Origin of the sequence: Buchnera aphidicola (Melanaphis sacchari), from assembly GCF_003096055.1 — a bacterium.
GTDB classification, from domain to species: Bacteria; Pseudomonadota; Gammaproteobacteria; order Enterobacterales; family Enterobacteriaceae; genus Buchnera; species Buchnera aphidicola_P.
Window position 1 is genome coordinate 234,745 of sequence record NZ_CP029161.1, and the last position, 23,541, is coordinate 258,285.

The 23,541-nt window shown below is 24.4% G+C and carries 23 protein-coding genes; 4 read left to right on the top strand and 19 right to left on the bottom strand.

Going from position 1 to position 23,541, the window contains the following annotated elements:
* Window positions 1–71 precede the first annotated feature (71 nt).
* Entirely contained in the window at window positions 72–1,082 is a 1,011-nt protein-coding gene (gene pyrD, locus DD681_RS01230; RefSeq protein WP_158341203.1) for a quinone-dependent dihydroorotate dehydrogenase, read from the bottom strand.
* A gap of 288 nt (window positions 1,083–1,370) precedes the next feature.
* Here pyrD and pncB point away from each other — a divergent pair, with 288 nt between their 5' ends.
* The 3 genes from pncB (at window position 1,371) to DD681_RS01245 (ending at window position 5,228) form a co-directional block, all read left to right on the top strand.
* Window positions 1,371–2,573: a nicotinate phosphoribosyltransferase gene (gene pncB / locus DD681_RS01235; RefSeq protein ID WP_158341204.1), complete on the top strand. Its 1,203-nt coding sequence runs from the start codon at window positions 1,371–1,373 to the stop codon at window positions 2,571–2,573.
* 75 nt (window positions 2,574–2,648) lie between these two features.
* Window positions 2,649–4,049, top strand: a complete 1,401-nt coding sequence (gene asnS / locus DD681_RS01240; protein WP_158341205.1) for an asparagine--tRNA ligase — start codon at window positions 2,649–2,651, stop codon at window positions 4,047–4,049.
* A gap of 66 nt (window positions 4,050–4,115) precedes the next feature.
* Window positions 4,116–5,228 (top strand): porin, encoded by a 1,113-nt coding sequence (locus DD681_RS01245; protein WP_158341206.1) that lies wholly within the window; start codon window positions 4,116–4,118, stop codon window positions 5,226–5,228.
* Window positions 5,229–5,410: 182 nt separating this feature from the next.
* Here the strand turns inward: DD681_RS01245 and DD681_RS01250 are convergent, their stop codons facing one another.
* The 11 genes from DD681_RS01250 to rluC form a co-directional block, all read right to left on the bottom strand.
* Window positions 5,411–5,929 (bottom strand): hypothetical protein, encoded by a 519-nt coding sequence (locus DD681_RS01250; RefSeq protein WP_158341207.1) that lies wholly within the window; start codon window positions 5,927–5,929, stop codon window positions 5,411–5,413.
* Window positions 5,930–5,964: 35 nt separating this feature from the next.
* Entirely contained in the window at window positions 5,965–6,309 is a 345-nt protein-coding gene (locus tag DD681_RS01255; RefSeq protein WP_158341208.1) for a histidine triad nucleotide-binding protein, read from the bottom strand.
* Between the two features lie 77 nt (window positions 6,310–6,386).
* On the bottom strand, window positions 6,387–7,823 hold the full coding sequence (gene ptsG, locus DD681_RS01260) for a PTS glucose transporter subunit IIBC (RefSeq protein ID WP_158341209.1): 1,437 nt from the start codon (window positions 7,821–7,823) through the stop codon (window positions 6,387–6,389).
* Window positions 7,824–7,874: 51 nt separating this feature from the next.
* Window positions 7,875–8,654, bottom strand: coding sequence for a TatD family hydrolase (locus DD681_RS01265; protein ID WP_158341210.1), 780 nt, complete (start codon window positions 8,652–8,654; stop codon window positions 7,875–7,877).
* 37 nt (window positions 8,655–8,691) lie between these two features.
* A complete protein-coding gene (locus DD681_RS01270; RefSeq protein ID WP_158341211.1) occupies window positions 8,692–9,675 on the bottom strand; it encodes a DNA polymerase III subunit delta' C-terminal domain-containing protein in 984 nt (327 codons plus the stop codon).
* Window positions 9,672–10,310 (bottom strand): dTMP kinase, encoded by a 639-nt coding sequence (gene tmk / locus DD681_RS01275; protein ID WP_158341212.1) that lies wholly within the window; start codon window positions 10,308–10,310, stop codon window positions 9,672–9,674. Before tmk ends, DD681_RS01270 begins: the two co-directional genes overlap by 4 nt.
* Before the next feature lie 26 nt (window positions 10,311–10,336).
* Window positions 10,337–10,582 carry an acyl carrier protein gene (gene acpP, locus DD681_RS01280; RefSeq protein ID WP_158341213.1) on the bottom strand — a complete coding sequence of 82 codons (246 nt, stop codon included), beginning with the start codon at window positions 10,580–10,582 and terminating at the stop codon, window positions 10,337–10,339.
* Between the two features lie 64 nt (window positions 10,583–10,646).
* Window positions 10,647–11,378 (bottom strand): beta-ketoacyl-ACP reductase, encoded by a 732-nt coding sequence (locus DD681_RS01285; protein WP_158341214.1) that lies wholly within the window; start codon window positions 11,376–11,378, stop codon window positions 10,647–10,649.
* Window positions 11,341–12,336: an ACP S-malonyltransferase gene (gene fabD / locus DD681_RS01290; protein WP_158341215.1), complete on the bottom strand. Its 996-nt coding sequence runs from the start codon at window positions 12,334–12,336 to the stop codon at window positions 11,341–11,343. The genes DD681_RS01285 and fabD overlap by 38 nt, the downstream gene beginning before the upstream one ends.
* A gap of 148 nt (window positions 12,337–12,484) precedes the next feature.
* Entirely contained in the window at window positions 12,485–12,649 is a 165-nt protein-coding gene (gene rpmF, locus DD681_RS01295; protein WP_158341216.1) for a 50S ribosomal protein L32, read from the bottom strand.
* A 46-nt stretch (window positions 12,650–12,695) separates the two neighbouring features.
* Window positions 12,696–13,640, bottom strand: coding sequence for a 23S rRNA pseudouridine(955/2504/2580) synthase RluC (gene rluC / locus DD681_RS01300; RefSeq protein WP_158341217.1), 945 nt, complete (start codon window positions 13,638–13,640; stop codon window positions 12,696–12,698).
* A 235-nt stretch (window positions 13,641–13,875) separates the two neighbouring features.
* On the opposite strand from rluC, the gene rne reads away from it, so the two are divergent.
* Window positions 13,876–16,638 (top strand): ribonuclease E, encoded by a 2,763-nt coding sequence (rne, locus tag DD681_RS01305; protein WP_158341218.1) that lies wholly within the window; start codon window positions 13,876–13,878, stop codon window positions 16,636–16,638.
* Between the two features lie 92 nt (window positions 16,639–16,730).
* Here the strand turns inward: rne and DD681_RS01310 are convergent, their stop codons facing one another.
* From DD681_RS01310 to DD681_RS01340, 7 genes are all read right to left on the bottom strand, one after another.
* Window positions 16,731–18,368, bottom strand: coding sequence for a FlgK family flagellar hook-associated protein (locus tag DD681_RS01310; protein ID WP_158341219.1), 1,638 nt, complete (start codon window positions 18,366–18,368; stop codon window positions 16,731–16,733).
* Window positions 18,369–18,387: 19 nt separating this feature from the next.
* Entirely contained in the window at window positions 18,388–18,702 is a 315-nt protein-coding gene (locus DD681_RS01315) for a rod-binding protein (RefSeq protein WP_158341220.1), read from the bottom strand.
* Window positions 18,702–19,766 carry a flagellar basal body P-ring protein FlgI gene (locus DD681_RS01320; RefSeq protein ID WP_158341221.1) on the bottom strand — a complete coding sequence of 355 codons (1,065 nt, stop codon included), beginning with the start codon at window positions 19,764–19,766 and terminating at the stop codon, window positions 18,702–18,704. The genes DD681_RS01315 and DD681_RS01320 overlap by 1 nt, the downstream gene beginning before the upstream one ends.
* Before the next feature lie 161 nt (window positions 19,767–19,927).
* A complete protein-coding gene (locus tag DD681_RS01325; protein ID WP_158341222.1) occupies window positions 19,928–20,641 on the bottom strand; it encodes a flagellar basal body L-ring protein FlgH in 714 nt (237 codons plus the stop codon).
* 69 nt (window positions 20,642–20,710) lie between these two features.
* Window positions 20,711–21,493 carry a flagellar basal-body rod protein FlgG gene (gene flgG, locus DD681_RS01330; RefSeq protein ID WP_158341223.1) on the bottom strand — a complete coding sequence of 261 codons (783 nt, stop codon included), beginning with the start codon at window positions 21,491–21,493 and terminating at the stop codon, window positions 20,711–20,713.
* Between the two features lie 14 nt (window positions 21,494–21,507).
* On the bottom strand, window positions 21,508–22,251 hold the full coding sequence (gene flgF, locus DD681_RS01335) for a flagellar basal-body rod protein FlgF (RefSeq protein ID WP_158341224.1): 744 nt from the start codon (window positions 22,249–22,251) through the stop codon (window positions 21,508–21,510).
* Window positions 22,252–22,292: 41 nt separating this feature from the next.
* Window positions 22,293–23,522 (bottom strand): flagellar hook protein FlgE, encoded by a 1,230-nt coding sequence (locus DD681_RS01340; protein WP_158341225.1) that lies wholly within the window; start codon window positions 23,520–23,522, stop codon window positions 22,293–22,295.
* Window positions 23,523–23,541 lie beyond the last annotated feature (19 nt).

A 23,541-nucleotide genomic window follows, 5' to 3' on the forward strand; every position in this document is an offset into this window, starting at 1 on the left:
TAAATAATTTATTTTTTTATATATTTTTAAATATCTATTTTGTAAAAATTACGTTATATATTTTAAATATTTTATAAACCTTTAATTATTTTTCTAATTAACTTTGGGCCATGATATATTAATCCAGAATATATTTGTATTAAATCAGCCCCTGATGAAATTTTTTCTTGAGCGGAATTTAAAGAGTTAATACCTCCGACTCCAATAATAGTTACCTTGTTTTTAAGATGTTTATTTAATATTGATATTACATTAGTACTTTTTTTTTGCAGAGGTAAGCCACTTAAACCGCCTTTTTTTTTTGTTTTTTGTTTAGTAGATAGAAGTGAATAATCTAATGTTGTATTTGTAGCAATAACTGCATCTATATTATAATAAATTAATTGACTAGAGATATAAATTATTTCTTTTTTAGATAAATCCGGAGAGATTTTAATAGCTATTGGAACATATTTATAGTGTTTTTTATGCATTTCTATTTGTTTTTTTTTAATATTTTTTAACAAATTTTTTAATTCACTACCGTATTGTAATTTTTTTAGATCAATGGTATTGGGCGAAGAAATATTAATTGCAATATAATCAGCATATAAATATATTTTTTCTATACATATTAAATAGTCATTTACTGCGTTTTCAATTGGAGTATTTTTATTTTTTCCTATATTGACTCCTATTATTCCAGTAAATTTAGATTTTTTTAAATTTTTAATTAAATTATCTATTCCTAAGTTTGGAAAACCCATCATATTAATAATGCCTTCTTTTTCATTTATTCTAAATAATCTGGGTTTCTTATTTCCATATTGAGGTAATGGTGTCACTGTACCAACTTCAATAAAGCCAAATCCAAGTTTTGACAAAGAATCTATATATTCTCCATTTTTGTCTACTCCGGCAGCCAAACCAATTTTATTATTAAATATTAAATTCATATATCTATTTTTTTTTAAAGGTAAGGATTTTAAAAAAAAATTCATTATTATTTGAATAATTTTAAAATTTAAGACTTTTAATATAAATGTATGTGCTTTTTCTGGTTCTATTAAAAATAAAAGTTTACGGATTAAATAGTAAAACATTATAATTTCTTTTTAGTTAAGTTAAAAATAAGTGTAATTAAAAATTTTTATTATTTTCAGATTCATATAAATAATTAATTATGTTTTAAAAAATATTAAATTTTACGTATTTTGAGTTATGAATTTTATTTTTTCTAAAATTGATAACTTTTTTTTTTATGTTATATTTTTATATGTAAATTTATATATTTAAAGTGTATTTGATAATTTTTTTAATATTTTTATGACTTTGAATATATAATTATTTTGAATTATTATGCTATAAAAAATATAGAATATAAATATATTATGAAACAATATAATTATCCAATAATTAAAACATTACTTGATACTGATGCGTATAAACTCCATATGCAACAAGCTGTATTTTATAATTATAGTAAAGTTAATGTAGTGGCTGAATTTATTTGTAGAGGGCCTAATATTTTAGGATGTTATTCTAATATTTTATTAGATCAAATCAACATGATGACATCTTTATCTCTGAGTGATAAAGAATATATCTATATGACATCTTTTCCATTTTTTAGAAAAGAATATTTACATTGGTTAAAAAGATTTCGTTATAATATCACACAAGTGCAAATTAAAAATAAAAATGGTCAATTGAATATCCGCATCAGCGGTTTATGGAAAGAAGTAATTTTATGGGAAGTACCTATTTTATCTTTAATCAGCGAAATTTTTCATAAAAATTCAAATCCTGATATTACTTCAGATATAGCTGTTCAATATTTAGATTATAAATTAAAAAAATTTTTTCAGAAAACAAAGAATTTAGATTTATCTCGTTTAAAAATTATTGATTTTGGCACTAGAAGACGATTTTCATACGATGTACAATATTTAATTGTAAAAAGATTAAAACAAAAATTTCCTTTTTTAATAGGTTCAAGTAATTATCATATATCACGTATTTTAAAAATATTACCAGTAGGCACACAGGCTCATGAATGGTTTCAAGCTCATCAACAAATCAGTTCTAATCTAAAAAACAGTCAAATTTTAGCACTTAGTACTTGGTTGAATCAATACAAAAATCATTTAAGTATTGCTCTTACAGACTGTATTAACATGGATTCTTTTTTACGTGATTTCAATTTATTTTTTTCTAAATCTTATCAAGGTATAAGACACGATTCTGGAGATCCCATAAAATGGGGTGAAAAAGCTCTTAAACATTACGAAAAATTAGGTATCGATCCTAATACTAAAACATTGTTATTTTCAGATAATTTAAATTTTAAAAAAATTATATCAATTTATAAAAAATTTAACAATAGAACAAATGTTATATTTGGGATTGGAACTCAATTGACCTGTGATATTCCAAATGTTAAACCATTAAATATTGTAATTAAATTAGTTAAATGTAATGGAAGACCTGTTGCTAAATTGTCTGATAGTCCTGGAAAAATGTTTTGTTTAGATAAAAATTTTATTAAATCTTTATATCACGCATTTAAATTGCCTTTTAACAATAAAATTTAATTCTATTTTTTACTTTATTATTTTTTTCTTATTTGATTTTAATGACCTCTTAGAAATAAAATAGAAGGAAAAACTATGAATGTAGTATCAATATTACAAATACATAAAAATGATATCGCCACAGATACTTTAATTACTGTACGTGGTTGGATTAGAAGTTCTAGAATATCTAAATCTGGTTTTTCTTTTATTTCGGTTTACGATGGTTCGCATTTTGATTCTATACAGGTTATTGCTAATAATCATCTATGCAATTATCATAATGAAATATTACGTTTAACTATCGGTTGTTCTGTTATAATTACTGGAGTATTAAATTTATCTCTTGGAAAAAAACAAAAATATGAAATTCAAGCAACAAAAATTCAAGTAATTGGGTGGGTTAAAAATCCAGATACATACCCGATTTCTGCAAAAAGACATACTATTGAATATTTAAGAGAAGTAGCACATTTACGTGCTAGAACAAATGTAATAGGAGCAGTAGCAAGAATACGTAATCATGCATTTCAAGCATTACAAAAATTTTTTTGTCAAGAAGGTTACTTGTGGGTACCCACGCCTATTATTACGTCATTGAATGCAGAAGGTGCCGGAGAAATGTTTCGCGTTTCAACCTTAAATATAGAAAATATTCCTAGAACAAGAGATGGTTCCGTGGACTTTAAAAAAGATTTTTTTTCAAAAGAATCTTTTTTAACTGTTTCGGGGCAATTGTATTTGGAGACATATGCTTGTTCTTTGTCAAAGGTATATACTTTTGGTCCTACGTTTCGAGCTGAAAATTCTAATACTAGTCGTCATTTAGCAGAGTTTTGGATGCTAGAGGTTGAGTCATCTTTTTGTAATTTAAACGAAATGTTAATTTTTGTTGAAAAAATGTTGAAATATGTTTTTAAATCTCTTTTAATAAATTGCATAAAAGATATTAATTTTTTTAAAAATTATTTTGATAGTGATATAATCATACGTCTTAAAAAATTTTTATTAAACGATTTTATTCATCTTAGTTATTCAGATGCTATAAAAATTTTAAAAAATAATCAAAAAAAATTTGATAAAAATATTGATTTCGGAACTGATTTAACTACAGAACATGAACGCTATCTTTCTGAAAAGCATTTTAAAAACCCTATAATAATAATTAATTACCCAAAAGAATTAAAAGCATTTTATATGAGATTAAACGATGATCAAAAAACTGTTGCTGCTATGGATTTGTTAGTTCCAGGTATTGGAGAGTTAATTGGAGGATCTCAGCGCGAAGAAAGAATAGAAGTATTAGATTCTCGTTTGCTAGAATTAGGAATGAAAACACAAGATTATTGGTGGTATAGAGATATTCGTCGTTATGGAACTGTACATCATTCAGGTTTCGGGATGGGCTTTGAGCGTTTATTATCTTATATTACTGGAATGTCAAATATAAAAGATACTATTCCATTTCCACGTTCTGTTAAAAATGCTAATTTTTAATTAACGCAATTAATATTTTTTTAATTTAATTTTAGTTATAATCATTGATGAGGAAATTTAAAAATTATGAAAAAATCTAAGTCATTATCAATTTTAATACCTATTTTGTTTGCCACAAGTGCTACAGTGAATGCTGTTGAAATCTTTAATAAAGATGGGAATCAATTAGAATTATACGGCAGTATAAATCCAAGTCACGAGTTTTCTAATAAATTTTTATCGACTAAAGTGACTTCTAAAGATGATAGTACAAATGCTATCATTGGTCTTTCAGGAAGAGTTAATATTACTGATAAATTATTAAGCTATGCAAAAATTGAATATAAAACTAATCTTTTTATGCCTGAAGAATTATTAAATCAACAGCCTAATATTATTCGGTTAGGATATGCAGGTTTAAAATATGGTAATTTAGGATCGATAGATTACGGTCGTAATTATGGTATTATTCATGACGCACAATCATTAACAAATCGCGCTCCATATATAATTAATAATAGTGTATTTGCATATAATGATAATTATATGATCGGTAGAAATAATAGTTTATTAACCTATAAAAATGATAACGTTTTTGGTTTAATAGATGGTCTGAGTTTTTCCTTGCAATATCAAGATGCTAACAAAGATAGAGTAGAATATCAAAAAAATGGTACAGGATGGGGCGCTTCTGTAAAATATGAAACTGATTCTGGATTAACCGCTATTGGTTCTTGCTTTACATCTAAGAAATTACAATCAGAATCTGATTCATCAAAAAATTTAAAAAATTTATCTGTTGATACATACGGATTAGGCTTTAAATATGATACTGATAATGTATATGTTGCTGCTTTTTATGGTGCTGCTCGAAATTTAACGCCATATAAACTAAAAAATGATACTTCTTATATCGATGAAACGCAAAATATTGAAGCAATTGCTGAATACAACTTTAAATCTGGATTTCATCCTTCTTTAAGTTACTTAGATTCAAAAGGACAAAATTCTGGTAGTGGACAAACGCCTGAAATAAATTTAGCCAAACAAATTAATATTGCTACTCGTTATGAATTTAATAAAAATATTTCAACATATATGAATTATAAAATTAATTTGTTAAAGGAAAATGATTTTAGTAAAAATAATAAAATTTCTACAGACAATATTATAGGTGCTGGAATAGTATATCGTTTTTAATATTTTTTTGAATATTTCTACATTTTATATTTAATAAATAAAATTTGTTCTAAGAGTTAGAGCTTTCTACTGATTTTTTAAAAGAAAAAATATTTTATATGTTTATCATATAAATAAATACATTTTTTATAGTTAATTTCAGTAGAAAGAACTGCTCTTTTTTATTAATTTTTTTATATTTTTTAAAAATAAATTTTTTTTGTTTTATAGAATAAAATTTCTCCAGTTTTAACAAGTATTAATTGTACTTTTAAAAAAAAAGGTTCTTTTTTTCCTGATATACAACTATTAAGGTAATATGTGATATTATTACTACGAGATAGTAAAATAGAAGTAGGAATATCCAATGCATTATTATTTATTGACGAACCTAGTTGTTTTTTTGTTTTATTTATAGTTTTATAATCAATAATTTTTATTTGATTTATTTTTTTTAAAATTTCCTTTTTTAGAATATTTGTTAATTTTTTATTTTCTAAAAAAATATTGCTTTTATTATTTATAATTCCGACATATAACGATATTTTTTTAGAAAAAATTATGTTTTTGTTATTTAGCATTGTTTTAATAATATCTTGAGCAGAAAGTTTGAAATTTAAAAATAGAGTTTTTTTTTCTGGAAAAAAATCTATTTTCTCTAAAAAAGAACAATTATTTAAAAAAAATATAATAATAATCCAAAATAATAAATTTTTATTCAAATCCTATCCTTTATATTTTAAAAATAATTTCATATCTAATACAGAGATTTTAATTTTTTACCTCCTAATAAATGCATATGAAAATAATTAATTTCTTGCCCTCCATTTTTATTGCAATTAATAATTATTTTGTATCCTTCTTTGCTAATTCTTTTTTCTTTAGCTATATTAACGATTACATATAACATATGTGCAAAAATATCTTTATTTTTTTTATTAATATCATTAGCTGATTTAATAAAATCGTTGGGTACAATTAATATATGTATAGGTGCTTTAGGTTGAATATCTGTAAATGCTGTCACAATATTATCTTGATAGACAATATTTGATGGAATTTCTTTTCTAATTATTTTTTGAAAAATCAAATGTTTATTCATGATTAAATTTTTTATATTCTAAGTGATTTTTTTAAAAGAAGTATTGAGGGCGAGTTAACTTTGACTCACCCTTATAGTTATTTATTATTTATATACTGATCCATTGCAGTTTTAATATTTTCAGATCTTGTGCCAAATACCACTTGTACTCCTGAACCTGAAATAACTATTCCCGCTGCTCCAAGATTTTTTAAAGAATTCTGATTGACTTTTGATATATTTATTACTGTAACGCGTAATCTAGTAATACATGCATCTAAATTTTTAATATTTTCTTTCCCCCCTAAAGCGATAATAATATGAGGTGCAATTTCATTATTGTTTTTTATCTTTAAAATATTATTTTCGTTCTTTTCTCGACCAGGTGTTTTTAAATTTAAAGTGATAATTAAAAAATAAAATAAAATATAGTATAACAAACCATATAAAATACCAATAATTGGAAAAAGAAATATATTATTACTATGTCCACTAAGAACTATAAAATCTATAAATCCATGAGAAAAACTAGTTCCAGCTCGCATATTTAAAAAAATACATAATGGAAACGATAAACCCGCTAAACAAGCATGAACAAAATATAATATGGGTGCGACTAATATAAAAGAAAATTCAATTGGTTCAGTAATTCCCGTTAGAAAAGCAGTTAAAGCCGCGGAAATCATAATACTACCTATTTTATTTCTGTTGCTTTTTTTAGAAGCATGCCAAATGGCTAAAGCAGCACCTGGAAGTCCATACATTTTAAAAATAAATCCTCCTGATAAATTTCCAGCAGTTGTATCTCCTGCCATATATCTTGCGATATCTCCATGAAAAACTTGCCCCAAAGAATTAGTATATTCTCCAATTTGCATTTGAAATGGAACATTCCATATATGGTGCAAACCAAATGGAACTAGTGCTCTTTCTACTAATCCATAAAGAAAAAAAGCAAAAATGGGATTTTGATAAGCAGCCCATTTAGAAAAAATTTGAATTTTATTTCCAATAGATGGCCATATACAAGATAAAATTAATCCTACAAATATTGCACATAAACCTGAAATAATAGGAACAAATCTTTTTCCTGCAAAAAAACCTAAATATTCAGGTAATTGAATTTTATAAAATTTATTGAACATGCATGCTGAAATTGCACCTGCTATAATGCCACCTAATATACCAATATCAGAAAAATTATTTTTTGTTTTTATATTAATAAAGTTGTGCAGTATAATTGGTTCAACAGCATGCAATGTTTGAATTAAGATGCTATATGCAACAACCGCAGCTAATGCAGCTACTCCGTCATTATTACTAAATCCAAGAGCTACTCCGATGGCAAAAATTAATGGCATATTAGAAAAAACAGATCCTCCTGTTTCTGCCATGATTTTTGAAATAATTTCTGGTATCAAACTAAAATGAGCCGATCCTATTCCAAGAAGTATTCCTGCTATAGGTAGCACCGAGACAGGTAACATAAGCGATTTACCAATCTTTTGAAGATTTGCAAATACATTTTTAAACATGTTAAAACTCCTAAATATATGTAAATCTCAAATTAATTAAATAGTATATTTTTAAAAGTTTAAATTAAATAACGTACAAAAATTTGTTTTTAAAATTTCAGTAAATTTTTTCAAATTTATTTTTTTTATGAATGAAATATTTTTTGCTATTTCAATTAGATATGCGGGTTGGTTTTCTTTTCCTCTATAAGGAACTGGTGATAAGTATGGCGAATCTGTTTCTATTAAAATATTTTTTAATGGTATTGTTTTTAATGTTTCTCGTAATTCTATTGATTTCTTAAAGGTGATGATTCCAGAAAACGAAATATAAAAATCTATATCTAATAATTTAAATGCTGATTTTTTATCTTCAGTAAATGAATGTATAATGCCCCCGCATTCTCTTGCATTTTCTTCTTGGAGTATTTGTATTGTATCGTTTATAGCATTTCTAGTATGTACTATAATTGGTTTTTTTAATTTTTTTGCAATTTGAATATGTTTTCTAAAAAAATATTGTTGTATTTTTTTACTTTGAGGTGAATAAAAATAATCCAAACCTGTTTCACCTAACGCTATAACGCGTTTTATATTAGATTTTTTTTCTAATTTATTTAATTCGTTTATTTGCTTTTCACAATATAAAGGATGAATTCCGCATGAGTAAAAAATAGATTTATATTTGTCAAGAAAAATTTTTATTTTGTTAAAATTATTTATAGAAGTTGATATTGTTAAAAATTTTTTTATGTTGTTTCGGTATGATTTTTCTAACATATTTTCTATACTTCCATGTAATAGACTATAGTTTAATCGATCAATATGGCAGTGGGAATCAATTAAGAACATAATTTTGTCTCTTTTTAAAAATTATGCAGAAGCTTGCTTAGTTTGCAAAATATAAAGTTTTTTCCCATATGAGCAATTTTTCTAGCAATAGCAATTCTTTATCAATTGTAGGAATTTTTAATGCTTGATTTTTACATTGTATCCATATATCAATACTTTTATTTAAAATAATGTTATTATAATGAGTAGACAAAAAATTAACTAATTCTAATTGATCAAGATTAATTATTTTTTTTTTGTCTTTAAAATTTGTTTTGATTGCATCAAATAATATAAAACATATCCAATCTATTTTAGAAATCATATTTTTTTGACATAAAATTGGTAATATTTTTAACAAATTTTTATTTTTAATAGATTCAAATAAATTTTTACATAGAATTTTTCTTTCATTCCATAAATCTCCATTAATAAACTTTTCAGAAGATAAAGGACATGACTGATTAATTCGTAGTGCTGTTATATTTGATGTATTTTTTTTAGTATTTTTATTAGATAGCCATTTTATACTATTTTTCTCTTTTGGAGGTAATAATCTGTATATAATGCATCGACTTCTCAACGTAGAATGTGATTTCAAATAATTGTAATCTATAAAAAAAAACCAAGTTTTTTTAGGCGGTTCTTCTAACGTTTTTAATAGTGCATTCATTGCTTGTTCTGTTAACTTTTTTGTATTTGAAAAAAAAATAATTTTAGATTGTCCTTGTTGTGCACTTTGAAATATTTTTTGATTTATTTTTCGAATATCATCAACACTGACAAAATTATTTTTTTCTATAGTAAATTCGTGCCAATCTGGATGATTTTTTGAAGACATTAATGTGCATCCATGACATCCTTCGCAAGGATATATTCCTTTTGGTTTAAGACATAGTAACCATTTACTGACAGCCCAAATTAAGCGAAAAACACCTATTCCTTTATAAGTTTTTATTAGAATAGCATGATGCGCTTTTTTTTCTTGGTGTTTTTGAATAATTTCTTCATATTTTTTTTTTAGCCAAGGATATATTTTCATTTGACCTTTTTTTGAAGCCAGTTTAAAATTTGTTTTTTTACTGTTTTCATAACGATTTTAATATTAAAATTAGCATTTATTTTTATGCTTTTGTTATCTAACTTTATATTTTTTAAATAAGCTTTTCTCGTTTTATAAAAAAATTTTAATGATCGACTTTCTATTCTATCTAAAGAATTTCTTTTTAATGCTCTTTGTAATCCAATTTTAGGATTAACATCTAAATAAATAGTTAAATCTGGATTAAAATTTTTTAAAAATAAATTTTTTAATTGCATGATTAGTTTTTTCTTTATTCCTAATCCTCCTCCTTGATAAGCCAGAGAGGATAAATCATGACGGTCTGAAATTACCCACATTCCATTTTTTAATGCAGGTTTTATTATAGTTTCTACTAATTGTATGCGCGCGGCATATATTAATAAAAGTTCTGCTTCATTAGTCAATTTTTCAGAATAAGAATTTTTTTTTATTAAATTTCTTATTTTTTCTGAAATTTTTGTACTTCCAGGTTGACGTACTAAAATAATTTTTTCTATATTACATTTTTTTAAAATTTTTTTTATATATAAACATGCATGACTTTTTCCAGCACCTTCTAATCCTTCAATTACAATAAATTTATTTTGCATTATTTGTTGTATTAATTGTTTATAAATTTTTAAAATTTATTTTTATATGTTGAATTAATATAATCAATAGCTTCTTGAACTGTATTGATTTTTTGGGCATGTTCATCCGATATTTCAATATTAAATTTATCTTCTAATGCCATAATTAATTCGACCACATCTAAAGAATCGGCGCTGAGATCTTCTGTAAAAGAAGAATTATTAAGAATTTTTTTGATATCAATATTTAGTATTTTGGAAATTATTTTTTTTATTTTTTGTTCATTATTTTTCATTTTTATTTTCTCTGTTATAAAATTTTATTTTATCATAAAAAAATAATATTCGACTAATGAAAAATTAACTCATATACATTCCTCCGTTTATATGTAATGTTTGTCCAGTTATATACGATGCTTTTGATGAAGACAAAAAAATTACAGCATTTGCGATATCTTGAGTTGTTCCTAACCGTTTCATAGGTATGAGAGATAAGTATCTTTTGTATTGAAAATAATTTAAATTTTTAATTAAATCAGTATTAATTAACCCCGGTGATACAATATTTACAGTAATTCCTTTAGAAGCTACTTCCAACGCTAATGATCTATGAAATCCAATCAGCCCTGATTTTGCAGCGCTATAATTTATTTGACCTTTATTACCAGTATAAGCAACTACAGAACTTATAGTAATAATGCGACCTTTTCTTTTTTTTATCATTGAACGTACGATTGATTTGGACATATAAAATACTGCTGTTAAATTCACTTTTATTGTATCCTCCCATTGCCTTGGGCTCATGTAAATTAATAAATTATCTTCATTGATTCCAGCATTATTTATTAAAATATCAATAAAATTTATTTTTTTAAATATTTCTTTAATTTTTTCTGGAATAGAATTTGTATTCTTAAGATCCAAAATAAATCCAAATCCATTTTTTTTTAAATATGAATTAATAACATTTACTCCATTTTTTGTTCTAGATGTACCAATTACTTGAATACCTTTTTTTATTAATTTTTTAGAAATTTCTCGTCCTATTCCTTTATTAGCACCTGTGACTAATGCAGTTTTTCTTTTTTTCATAATTTTTATTAATTATTTTAAATGATATTAAAAAATTTTTTAAGTTATTTGTGCTAAACGAAGTTATATTATTTTGATTTCGATTTAAATTTGTCAAAATCTTATTTGGGCCTATTTCTAACATTATAAAAACTTTATTTAACTTTATTAAATCAATTGTTTCACTCCATCTTACAGTGTTATACATTTGCTTCATTAATGCCATCTTAATAAGATGGCTAGAATGTTCTTTTTTAGCGTAAACATTGTTAATAACTGGTATTTCAGGTGATTTAATTTTAATAAGTTTTAATATATTATAAAGTTTTTCAGCTATTGGTTTCATTAAAATACTATGTACAGGAAAATTAATATTTAGATCGAATATATTTTTAACTCCGTTTTTTTTAAAACTTATTATTGCTTTTTCAATTGATGACTTTTTTCCTGAAATAATAATTTGATTTTTATTATTAATGCTTGCTATATAAATGTTTTTAGATGAAAATCTTAAACAGATATTTTCAATTATTTTTTGATCTAACCCAATAATTGCTTTTGTTTGATATAACTTTTTTTTAGCTAATTTTTCCATCCATTTTCCACGTAAAGAAACAATTTTTACAGCATCAGAAAATTGCATTGCGTTAGAACAAACCAAAGCAGAATATTCTCCCAAACTATGTCCAGCCATAAATGAAGGTATTTTTCCATTTCTTTCGACCCAAAAACGATAAATAGCAATTGATGAAGTTAATATTGCTGGTTGCGTATATTCGCTATAATTTAATTTTTCTTTAGGGCCTTCTTGTATAAGTTTTAGTAAATTAAATTTTATGTATTCTGATGCTTCATTGAAAGTTTTTTTAAATATATTATTCTTTTTTTGAAAAAAAGAAGATAACATATTTATATTTTGAGAACCTTGACCTGGAAATAACATGGCAAATGAACACATTAAAATAACCTTTTTTAACATATTACTTTTTTTTGAATAAAATTAAATATTTATTCCATTTTTTAAAAAATTTTTATTTTTTGGTATTAAAAATATTAATTAGATAAAACTTTTAAAATATATATTTATTTCTTAAAAACGACACTTATAAAAAGAGTCGTTTTAAACTTTAAATTACTTTTTTTCCTTTATAATATCCTTTAGCAGTAATATGATGACGTAGATGTGTTTCTCCTGAAAATTTATCTATCGATAATAATTTTTCTGTTAAAAAGTCATGAGAGCGTCTCATGCCTCTTTTAGAACGAGTTGGTTTGTTTTTTTGAACAGCCATTTTATTTTCTCTTATTAAATATATATTTAAAAATATTTCATAATTGTCATACAAGAGCATTTAAATATTTTTCAAGATTTAAATCTAATGGTGCTTTTATATTTATATTTTTACCATTTTTAGGATGTATGAAATTAATAGAGTTAGCGTGTAATAATAGTCTACTTAGTTTATTTTTATGTTTTATTTTTAAATCTAAATTATGATTTCCATAGCGTTTGTCAAATAATATTGGATGTCCTGCATATAAAGTATGTGCTCGAATTTGATGTGTTCTTCCTGTTATAGGTATAGCAGTTAAGAGCGTTGTTAAAGAATATTTTTTTTTTATTCTAAAATGAGTTTCTGAAAATTTTCCAGATGCATGAACTAAAACTTTTTTTTGTGTGTTATTTAACTTTTTTTTTAATAAAGGTTGTGATATTTTTTTTAAATTTTCTGGCCATAAACCATGTACTAATGCTATATATTCTTTTTTTATTTTTCTATCTCTTATTTGTTCATGCAACGATATAAGAGCCATTCTTTTTTTAGCTAACATTAAAATACCAGATGTTTCTTTATCGATGCGATGCACTAATTCAAGATATTTTTCTAATGGTCGCAATTTTCGAAAAGATTCTATAATTCCATGATTTATTCCACTTCCACCATGTACTGCAATACCAGAGGGTTTATTAATAATTAATAAATAATTATCTTCATATAAAATATTATTTAATAATTTTTTTTCTGAATTTTGTATTGAGATATTATTATTTTTTCGACATTTTATTTTTATTGGTGGGATTTTTAATTGATCTCCATTTTTTAATTTATAATCTGGTTTGATTCTTTTTTTATTAATTCTGATTTTTCCCGTTCTTATAATACGATAAATCATACTTTTAGGAACATTTTTAAATTTTTTCTTTAAAAAGTTATCTATTCGTTGATTTATCATATCCTCATTAATATATATAATAGATATAGGTAATATTTTATGTTTCATTAAAAAAATCTCTGTGATGAAGTAATTTTTTTAATTTTTATCAATTATAATATAATTAAACATATAAATATATTAGTATCAGCAATTAAATTGTATTTTAAGATTTAAATAACTTATTTTTATATATTTTAAATAACAATTATAAGTCGAATTTAAGAAAATAGATTTACTAAAGTTATATATTTTTTTGTTAATGTATTTGCTTATTTATAAAAATAAGAGAGAAAATGTTATAATGAAAAGAATGTTAATTAACGCAACTCAGCAGGAAGAGTTACGTGTAGCTCTTGTTGATGGTCAGCGTTTATATGATCTTGATATTGAAACTTCTAGATCAGAACAGAAAAAATCTAATATATATAAAGGAAGAATAACTCATATTGAACCTAGTTTAGAAGCTGCTTTTGTAAATTATGGAATAGAAAAACATGGTTTTTTGCCATTAAAAGAAATTTCTAGGAATTATTTTCCAAAAAATTATAATTTTGATGAAAAAATAAATATTAAAAAGATTTTGCATGAAGGCCAAGAGATTTTAGTTCAAATTAATAAAGAAAAAAGAGGTACAAAAGGTGCTTTTTTAACTACTTTTATTACGTTAGCCGGAAGTTATTTAGTTCTTATGCCTTATAATCCAAAAACTATCGGCATATCTAGACGAATTAAAAAAAATGATAGAGTAGAATTAAGAGAATTATTAATTTCTTTAAAAGTACCTGAAAATATGGGAATAATTATTCGTACTGCTGGGGTAGGAAAATCTATTGAATCATTACAATGGGATTTGTCTCTGCGATTAAAACATTGGGATACTATTCAAAAAGATTTGAAAAAAAAACCTACGCCATCTTTGATTTATCAAGAAAGTAACGTTATTGTTCGCGCTTTTAGAGATTATTTAAAAAAAGATATTGGAGAAATATTAATTGATAATCCTAAAATATTAAATTTGGCTCGTGAACATATTATTAATTTAGGTCGTCCAGATTTTATTAATAAAATTAAATTATATACTGGGGATATACCATTATTTAGTTATTATCAAATTGAATCACAAATTAATTCTGCTTTTCAAAGAAAAGTAAGATTACCTTCGGGTGGTTCGATCATGGTTGATAATACAGAGGCTTTAACAGCAATCGACATTAATTCATCTCGTTCTACACGTGGATTAGATATTGAAGCAACAGCATTTAATACTAATTTAGAAGCTGTAGAAGAAATTTCTCGGCAATTAAGATTAAGAGATTTAGGTGGTTTAATAGTTATTGATTTTATAGATATGGCATCAATTAAACATCAAAAAATTATTGAAAAAAAATTGCGTAATATTGTTCGAGAAGATAGAGCGCGTATTCAAATCGGAAGTATTTCTAGATTTGGTCTTCTAGAAATGTCTCGACAAAGATTGAGTTCATCTTTAGGTGAATCTAGTCATCATATTTGTCCAAGATGTACAGGTACGGGTGTAATTCGAGACAACGAATCTTTATCTTTATCTATATTAAGGTTAATTGAAGAAGAGGCTTTAAAAAAAAATACGTATGAAGTTCATGCAATTGTGCCAATTGAAATTGCTTGTTATTTATTAAATGAAAAAAGAGATGCTGTACATGCAATTGAAAAACGTCAGGCTGGTGGAAAAACTATAATTATTCCTAATAAAAATATGAAAACTCCACATTATTTTGTATCTAGAATAAAAAGAGGTGAACGAGTAAAAGCTACTAGCTATTATCTTTCTAATATAGAAAAAAATAGAAGTATAAAGAATTTAAAAAAAGAAGTTTTTGATAAAAAAATAATATCACGACCAATTTTAACTAATTTTAATTTATCTAATTATATTTTTTATCAAAAAAAAAATAATTTTATAAAAAAAATCAACTATATAAATTTGTTTTTAAATATTTTTTTAAATAATAAAAATATTTTTAAAAAATTTATTTTTTGGATAAAAAACAAATTTTTAATCAAGTGTCTTTTGATTAAAAATGAAATTTTAAACAAAAATATTTGTCAAAATAAAAAAAAAGAAATTTATCTTGAAAAGCCAAAAAAGATTCGTAAAAAATTTAGCATTGGTTTCGGTAAGAATACAAAGCTATTTTCAAATAAATTGCATCAAAATTATTTACCGAAGAAATATGACTTATTTAATAATCTTGAGAATATATATTTAAACAATTTTTTTGCTATAGAAGTAAAAGATTTAAAGAAATATTTTTATATATCTGATTGGTACAAATTTTTATTTCAGAAAATTAATAATGAAAATTTACTTAAAATATTATTGTTTTATAGTTTATTTAAACAAGAAAAATTTTTATTTGAAAAAAAAATAAATGAATTTTTTTTAAAAAATAAGTTATTATTAGGAAGTTTTGTGCCAAGCAACATAAATATTATACAAAATTTATATGATGATTTTTTTTGTTTTCCTGTTTTTATCCCAGCATCAGTAAATCGTTTTTTTATTTACTTACGACGTTTTTTAGCAACAAAACAACTAAAAAAATTATGTATAAATAAAATAAAAAATAATAAAAAATTAAATACTTTTTTTCAAGGAAATAACCTGATTAGTCCTATAACAGCACGTTTAAAAAGTTCTAACAATAAAATAATTTTATTAAATCATTTTTCTAAAGAAAAAATATCAATTTTTTATAAATATTTTTTAAATAACGATTTAAAGAAAAAAAATATAATTCAAAAAAACGTAAAAATCAAGTTAAAAATAATATCTAAAAAAAACAATTTTCTAATTTTAAATAAAAAAAATATTTTTCAGAAGAATAATTTTAGAAGAAAAAATCAAACAAAAATATCGAGCGCACCTATTACAAAAATTTATAGCAATAAATTTAACAATGAAAATAAATTTATAACTCAGTCTTTTAATTTTTCTTTTAAGTCTAAAACAACATTTAAAAGTTCTGCAGGAGCTCATTCTGCAATAAATTTTTCTACCTCTCCTATAACCAAAATAAAATAAAATTTTGGGCAAAATAATTTTTTTAATTTCATAAAAATAAAAACTTACCATAAAAGTAAGTTTTTATTTTTTAAGAATTTAAAGATTGTATATTAACTATAACATTCAACAATTTCATTAAAAATATTTTCGGCAAGTTTTAAAATTTTAGCATTTGCAAGATAACATTTTTGTTCGTAACTTAATTTTTGATAGTTTTCATCAATATTATCATCGGATGTTGATAATTTTTTATTATCTAAAATTTTAATCATATTCCGTTCAAAGGGTACTTTTTCTTCTAAATCATTGCATTTATACGACAAATATTTAAGAAATCTAAGGTAAGATTGAAAAAGTGTTTCTGTTTTATCAACTAATTCATCTTTATTGAGATTATGTATTATAATTGCATTATTTTTGTTAATTTGACTTAAATCGTTTGTTGATGACAGTGCTAATGGATTATTTTTTACAATTAATAGTCTTAATTCGCTTAGCGTATTAAAATACGGTTTTATCATGTAAATATTACCTTCAGTGCTATTTTTTGTGCGGAATCTTAACTCGATTCCATCAAAGGTAATAAATGTATTATCATTATCTTGGTATATTTCAGGATTAATTATTTTATGATCTTTTAATCTTGTTATTGTCCAATGATTGTTTTCGGATAAAACTACATAGTTACTATCTTGTGCATTGCTAGTATTAACCCATTTTATAGAAACAGATGGATGGAGCTCGTTTGTCGAACTGGAGATAATTTTTGGATCACTAATATTAAATACTTGTTTTCCAGGATTGCCAAGACTATCATATCCTATTGTATGATAACGATTTATGCTATCAGCAAAATTAATAGTTAATTGTCCAATTTTATTCCTAGAATTTTCTAAATCTCCGTTACGAAATTCAAACAGTGCTCCCAGCGAACCACTTAAAATCATATGTTCTATTTTTTTTAGTTTATTTTCGTCATCCCAGCATCCTACACTGATATACTTATCATCTAAACTAGATGTTAATGTAATTAAATTATATTTTTTATAATCGTCAATGATACACATACCACTATTTAAAAAAACTTTAAATTCGTCATGATCTTTAGTTACTTTAATTCCTATTATATTGTTTAGTTCATCAATTAAATGATCTCGTTTTTCAATATAGCTTTCAATTCTATTTGGGAGTTGTTTAATTGGAAAGTAACGAATATCAATATTGATATCATAAATTTTATTGATTAAAATATTTGCTTTTTTTATTTTTTCTGCTATTAATTCTTTAGTACTTTTTTCTAAATCATTTAATTTATTGTCAAATTCTTTTAATGAAATAATAATTTTATTTAAATTGTTTTCTATTTCTTCATTGAATACATTTTCATTTTTATTAATGATATTTTCTTTAATGGAGGAAAATAATTGGTTTATTAAAGAGCTAAAAATATTTGATTTTTCGCCAAATAAATGTTCTAATTTTAAATATTGTTCTATTTTTGTTTCTTCGTTTTCTACTTTTTCACTAGTTTTTCTTTTTTCTTCTTGGATAAAATCATTGTATTCATCATATATTTTTTGTATTTGTACCCCTGGATTTAAATTAGATTCATCTATTTGATTTTTTATTAGAATTTTTTCTGTTGTAATTCTTTTGTGTTTTGGATACATTATTTTATTAGAAGTATCATCAATTAATATTTGAATTGCATGCATGTTATTAATGATAGAATTTAATATGGAACTCATCTTTTTGCTCCTGTTTAAATTATTTGTATGATCTTGTTTTTTTGATTTGTTCTAAAATTATTTTAGTTAATCCTATACCTTTATTAGCTATTTCTGTTGAAATTTTTTCATCATATACTTCTGTATACAATTTACTTTGATTATTACTTAAAATATCGTCTTTTGTTAAAGAATTACGCATGTTTTTTAATAAAATATAAATAAAAAGACCTTCTACTTTTCGAGCTGTTTCTAGTGCGTATTTTTTAGAGTTATTATGGACTCTATATTTGAGATCATCAATAAGTTTGACTTGATAATTTATCATATTAAAAAAAGATGCATTTTTTTTCATTAAACAATTTCCAATTTAGCATGTAAACAACCAGCGATTTTCATTGATTGTAAAATTGATATTAACTCGTTAGTTTCTGTACCGATAGCATTTAAGGATTGTACTATATTATTTAAATTTGCATTATTAAAAGTGTTATTAATAATATTTTTTTTAAAAAAACCAGAATTCATTGAATTTTTATTTTCTAATTTATTTATTATGACAGATAAATTTTTATGTGAAATAATACATGTGCCTAATTTTACTTCTTTATTTATAACAATTGAACCGGTTTTAGGATTAACAATAATTTTTGCGTCTTGAAATGGCATAGGAATATCTATATTTTGAATATTTGAAAGCATGTGTACTTGTACGGTATTATTTGGGTAAGTGTTTAGTTGTATTGTTTTTGAATTAATAGGAGTGGCTGTATCTGGATATTTTAAATTAATCATATCACTAATTTTTTGTGCTATGCTAAAATCTTCTTGATTTAATTGAAGATTAATTGTATTTCTTTTGCCAAAATTAGTTTTTATTTCTCTTTCAATTGTAGCGCCTTGATTAATTCTTCCAGAATTTTCTTGGTTTGGAAAAAGAAAATTGTTATTTTTATAAAAATTTATTTTATCAGAAATTAATATATTTCCTTGCGCAATAGCGTAAATTTGATTATCTGCTCCTTTTAAAGGAGTCATCAACAATATTCCTCCTTTTAAGCTTTTCGCACTTCCTATTGATGAAACTATTACATCTATTTTCTCTCCAGAATGACTAAATGGGGGAAGCTTAGCTGTGACTATTACGGCTGCTGTATTTTTTAAATGCATATTATTATTTAAAGGCATAGTCACGCCTAACTGAGTTAGCATGTTATATAACGATTGATTTGTAAATGGAGTTTGCGCTGTTTGATCACCCGTTCCATTCAAACCAACTATTAAACCGTAACCAATTAATTGATTATCTCGTACACCTTGTATACTTGTTAAGTCGCGTATTTTTTCAGCATATGCACAAAAACATGTACTTATTAAAATGCAGGTAATAAATTTTAATAATGATATTATTTTAGACATAAAATACCTTATATATATTTACTTTATTAAATCTATTTACAAAATTATTATATGTAATAATATTTTACGTATTATATTCAAAATTTATATGCCTCATAAAGGATTTTATTAAAATCCTTTATGAGTTTTTTTAATTCTCAAGACGATATTTTTTATAAATATTAAATAGGAGATATTTTTAATAAAAGTCTTTGCAACCATCCCATTTTTTGTATTTCGTTAATGCGACCGCTACTTATGTATTCAATACGTGCATCAGCTATTTGAGTAGATGCGATTAAATTATTTTTATTGATATTATTAGGATTAATTACTCCTGAAAAACGAATAAATTCAATACCTTCATTAATAGAAACTTGTTTTTCACCAATGACCTTTAAGTTTCCGTTAGGTAAAACTTTTTGAACGGTAACAGAAATTAGCCCATTAAATGTATTTTTAGCTGAATTACTTCCTTTTCCGATAAAATCATTTTTTCCTATATTATCTAATCCTGTTTTTCCGCCGTTATTAGGTCCGAATAAAGGCATGAGTTGTCCTGGAATTATTGTTACTCCTACATTTGATGTACTATCTCTACTTAAATCTGAAGATGAACTATTACTCGCGCTAATACTTTCTTGTAATACAATAGTTATTGTATCTCCAACATTGCGTGGTTTATGATCTTCAAAGAGCGATTGATATCCATAGTTTACAGGTGTATTTTCCTGGAACAAAGATCCATTTATAGTATTAGGCCAAGTATTAGGAGCCATGGCAGTTGTAATTCCATTAATCAATGGTTTGTGCTCAATAGAAGCGCAGCTCTGAAGTGCTAATAAAAAAAGCACAGTTAAATGATATTTAATTTTATGAATAAACAATTTTACCACGGAAAAATAATCCTTAATAAAAAATTATGATTACAAATTTTTAAATTTATTTTTTATAAAGATCAATGATTATAGTTGAGATAATTTTTGTAACATTTGATCTGAAGTATTTATTGATTTGCTATTAATTTCATATGCTCGTTGTGTTTGAATCATATTTACTAACTCTTCAGCAACATTTACGTTAGAAGTTTCTACATATCCCTGATATAACAAACCTGTGCCATTTAATCCTGGAGTGCTATCTATTGGATTTCCGGATGCCTGAGTCTCTTGGTATAAATTTTCACCTAAACTTTCTAATCCAGAATGATTAACAAAATTAATTAAATTTAATTGTCCAATTAACATTGGTTGTGTTTGTCCTTGAATAGTTACGCTTATCACTCCATCCCTTGAGACATTTATATTTGTGGCATTAGGTGGAATACTGATTTCAGGAAGAACAGGGAAACCACTATGTGTAACTAATTGTCCATTTTGATCTAATTCAAAAGAACCATCTCTCGTGTATACAACATTGCCATCTGGTAATTGTACTTGAAAAAAACCTGGCCCATTAATTGCTATATCTTTTGAAGAATCTGTTTTAGAAAGATTACCTTGACTGTGAATTTTTTCAGTAGCAACAGGTTTAACGCCAGTTCCCAACTGTAACCCGGAAGGCAATGTAGTATAAGATGATGAATTAGTTCCTGCTTGCTTTATTGTTTGGTACATTAAATCTTCAAAAATTGCTCTAGATCGTTTAAATCCGTTTGTACTTACATTTGCTAAATTATTAGAAATGACATTCATATTAATTTGTTGAGCATCAAGGCCTGTTTTGGCAATCCATAAGGAAGGAATCATAATTCATACCTCAGTTAAATGGTAATATTAAATAATTGATTAGCATATTCTTCGTTTTGATCGCATACTGATATAATTTTCATATTCATTTCATATTGTCTGGCATTAGATATCATATCGATCATATTTTTTACAGAATTGACATTACTTTCTTCTAACATTCCTGATTGTACATTAATGTTTTCAGAATGCGGTATATTTTGATTATTTGATTTTTCATTAATATAAAATAGACCGTTCTTATTTTGAATAAGATGATTCATTGGAAGGGCTACTAATTTTAAAGATCCTATCTTTACTGTATTAAAACGATTTTTATTTTTTTTAATTGCTTCAATAACTCCGTTAGATAAAATTTTTATATCTGCGTTGTTCGGAATTTTTATTGCTCCATTTCGACCAACTACTTCGTGTCCTTGAATTGTAAGATCGCCTTGTTCATTAATTTGCAAGTGTCCATTTTTTGTATATGCTTCTTTACCATATGAATCTTTAATTACTAACCAACCATTATTTTTAACAATTAAATCTAAATTATTTTGTGTGCTTTGTATATTTCCAGAAGAAAAATTATAATATTTTTTTATTTTTTCATCTAATGTGTGATCAAAATTTTTTTGGTTGTTTTTTTTAATAAAAAAATCAAAAGATTCTTTGAAACCCGTTGTTGATATATTTGCTAAATTATTTGCAATAATAGCTTGTTTATCTAATAATTTAACAGCACTAAGCATTGATTGATATATTGCATTTTCCATATTTTACCTAAATAGGATCTGATGATACTGATATTTAAATTTTATCTTAAGTCAATTAATGTATTAATTAATCGATCTTCTGTTTTAAATGCTTGCGCATTAGATTGATAATTACGTTGCGCTATAATCATATTAATAAGTTCTTTATTTAAATCAACGTTTGAAGCTTCTAATGATTTTGGCATTAAAACCCCAAAACTACTGTCTCCTGCTATTCCTATATTTTCTGGTCCCGATTCTGTTGTAGTCGACCAAGTACCTCCGCTTTCTGGTTTTAATTTTTCTGGATTGATAAATTTTGATAAAAATATTTGTCCGATTTTTCTTTCTTGTTGATTTGTGTATTGTCCAATTATTTCGCCATTATTTAAAATATCAAAATTTTTTAAAGAACCTTCTAAATATCCATTTTGAGATAGTCTGATTAAAGAGCGATCAATATCTGATTTCTTAATAACACAATTTAAATTCATATGAATTTTATCAAAATTTTCTAATTCAAAATTTAAATCAGAAACGTCGGAAATTAATTTTCCATGAGAATCAAATTTTAATTTAAAATCTTTTTTAATAATTTCTTTTTTTATATTGCTATTAATTTTATTTGATTCAATATTCATGTTCCATTCAGAAGAATTTATTTTTTTGAATGAAATACTAACTTTATAAGGATTGGAATTTTTATCGTAAATAGTAATGTATGATGATCCTACGACAGACGTATTTAATTCATCATTTTCAATATTTACTGTTTGTTCATTAGAATGTATATTGTCAGTTAAATTGGCATATATTGTGATTTTATTTGTAGATTTAGCCTTTAATGAATCAGATTTTTTTAAATTAATAGGTTCTAAATTGGATATATTATTTAGTTCATCTTTTAAATCAATTTGATTTTGACCAGTTAAATACATTCCTTGTGTATTGACAATATTTTTATTTTTATCAAGTAAAAATTGACCATTGCGCGTATAATGTACATGACCTTCATTATCCAAGATTCGAAAAAATCCATCTTTTTCAATTCCTAAATCTAAATCTCTGCCTGTATCCATTAAAATTCCGTGATTAAAATTTTGAGTTACATTTGAAATTCCAACGCCAGAATGTAACGTTTTTTTAGAATAAAATGAATCAGAAACTACATCAAAAAATGATGGGGCGCTGGATTTAAATCCAATAGTAGAAGCATTCGCAATGTTGTTTGATATAATATCTATATAATCGCTGCTTGCCATTATTCCATTCATTGCTTCTATACTTGACATATCTTACTTAATCCTTATT

Coding starts and splice junctions, on each gene's coding strand:
- pyrD (WP_158341203.1), bottom strand. CDS start 1,082: ATGTTTTACTATTTAATCCGTAAACTTTTATTTTTAATAGAACCAGAA.
- pncB (WP_158341204.1), top strand. CDS start 1,371: ATGAAACAATATAATTATCCAATAATTAAAACATTACTTGATACTGAT.
- asnS (WP_158341205.1), top strand. CDS start 2,649: ATGAATGTAGTATCAATATTACAAATACATAAAAATGATATCGCCACA.
- DD681_RS01245 (WP_158341206.1), top strand. CDS start 4,116: ATGAAAAAATCTAAGTCATTATCAATTTTAATACCTATTTTGTTTGCC.
- DD681_RS01255 (WP_158341208.1), bottom strand. CDS start 6,309: ATGAATAAACATTTGATTTTTCAAAAAATAATTAGAAAAGAAATTCCA.
- ptsG (WP_158341209.1), bottom strand. CDS start 7,823: ATGTTTAAAAATGTATTTGCAAATCTTCAAAAGATTGGTAAATCGCTT.
- DD681_RS01265 (WP_158341210.1), bottom strand. CDS start 8,654: ATGTTCTTAATTGATTCCCACTGCCATATTGATCGATTAAACTATAGT.
- DD681_RS01270 (WP_158341211.1), bottom strand. CDS start 9,675: ATGAAAATATATCCTTGGCTAAAAAAAAAATATGAAGAAATTATTCAA.
- acpP (WP_158341213.1), bottom strand. CDS start 10,582: ATGAAAAATAATGAACAAAAAATAAAAAAAATAATTTCCAAAATACTA.
- DD681_RS01285 (WP_158341214.1), bottom strand. CDS start 11,378: ATGAAAAAAAGAAAAACTGCATTAGTCACAGGTGCTAATAAAGGAATA.
- fabD (WP_158341215.1), bottom strand. CDS start 12,336: ATGTTAAAAAAGGTTATTTTAATGTGTTCATTTGCCATGTTATTTCCA.
- rpmF (WP_158341216.1), bottom strand. CDS start 12,649: ATGGCTGTTCAAAAAAACAAACCAACTCGTTCTAAAAGAGGCATGAGA.
- rluC (WP_158341217.1), bottom strand. CDS start 13,640: ATGAAACATAAAATATTACCTATATCTATTATATATATTAATGAGGAT.
- rne (WP_158341218.1), top strand. CDS start 13,876: ATGAAAAGAATGTTAATTAACGCAACTCAGCAGGAAGAGTTACGTGTA.
- DD681_RS01310 (WP_158341219.1), bottom strand. CDS start 18,368: ATGAGTTCCATATTAAATTCTATCATTAATAACATGCATGCAATTCAA.
- DD681_RS01315 (WP_158341220.1), bottom strand. CDS start 18,702: ATGAAAAAAAATGCATCTTTTTTTAATATGATAAATTATCAAGTCAAA.
- DD681_RS01320 (WP_158341221.1), bottom strand. CDS start 19,766: ATGTCTAAAATAATATCATTATTAAAATTTATTACCTGCATTTTAATA.
- flgG (WP_158341223.1), bottom strand. CDS start 21,493: ATGATTCCTTCCTTATGGATTGCCAAAACAGGCCTTGATGCTCAACAA.
- flgF (WP_158341224.1), bottom strand. CDS start 22,251: ATGGAAAATGCAATATATCAATCAATGCTTAGTGCTGTTAAATTATTA.
- DD681_RS01340 (WP_158341225.1), bottom strand. CDS start 23,522: ATGTCAAGTATAGAAGCAATGAATGGAATAATGGCAAGCAGCGATTAT.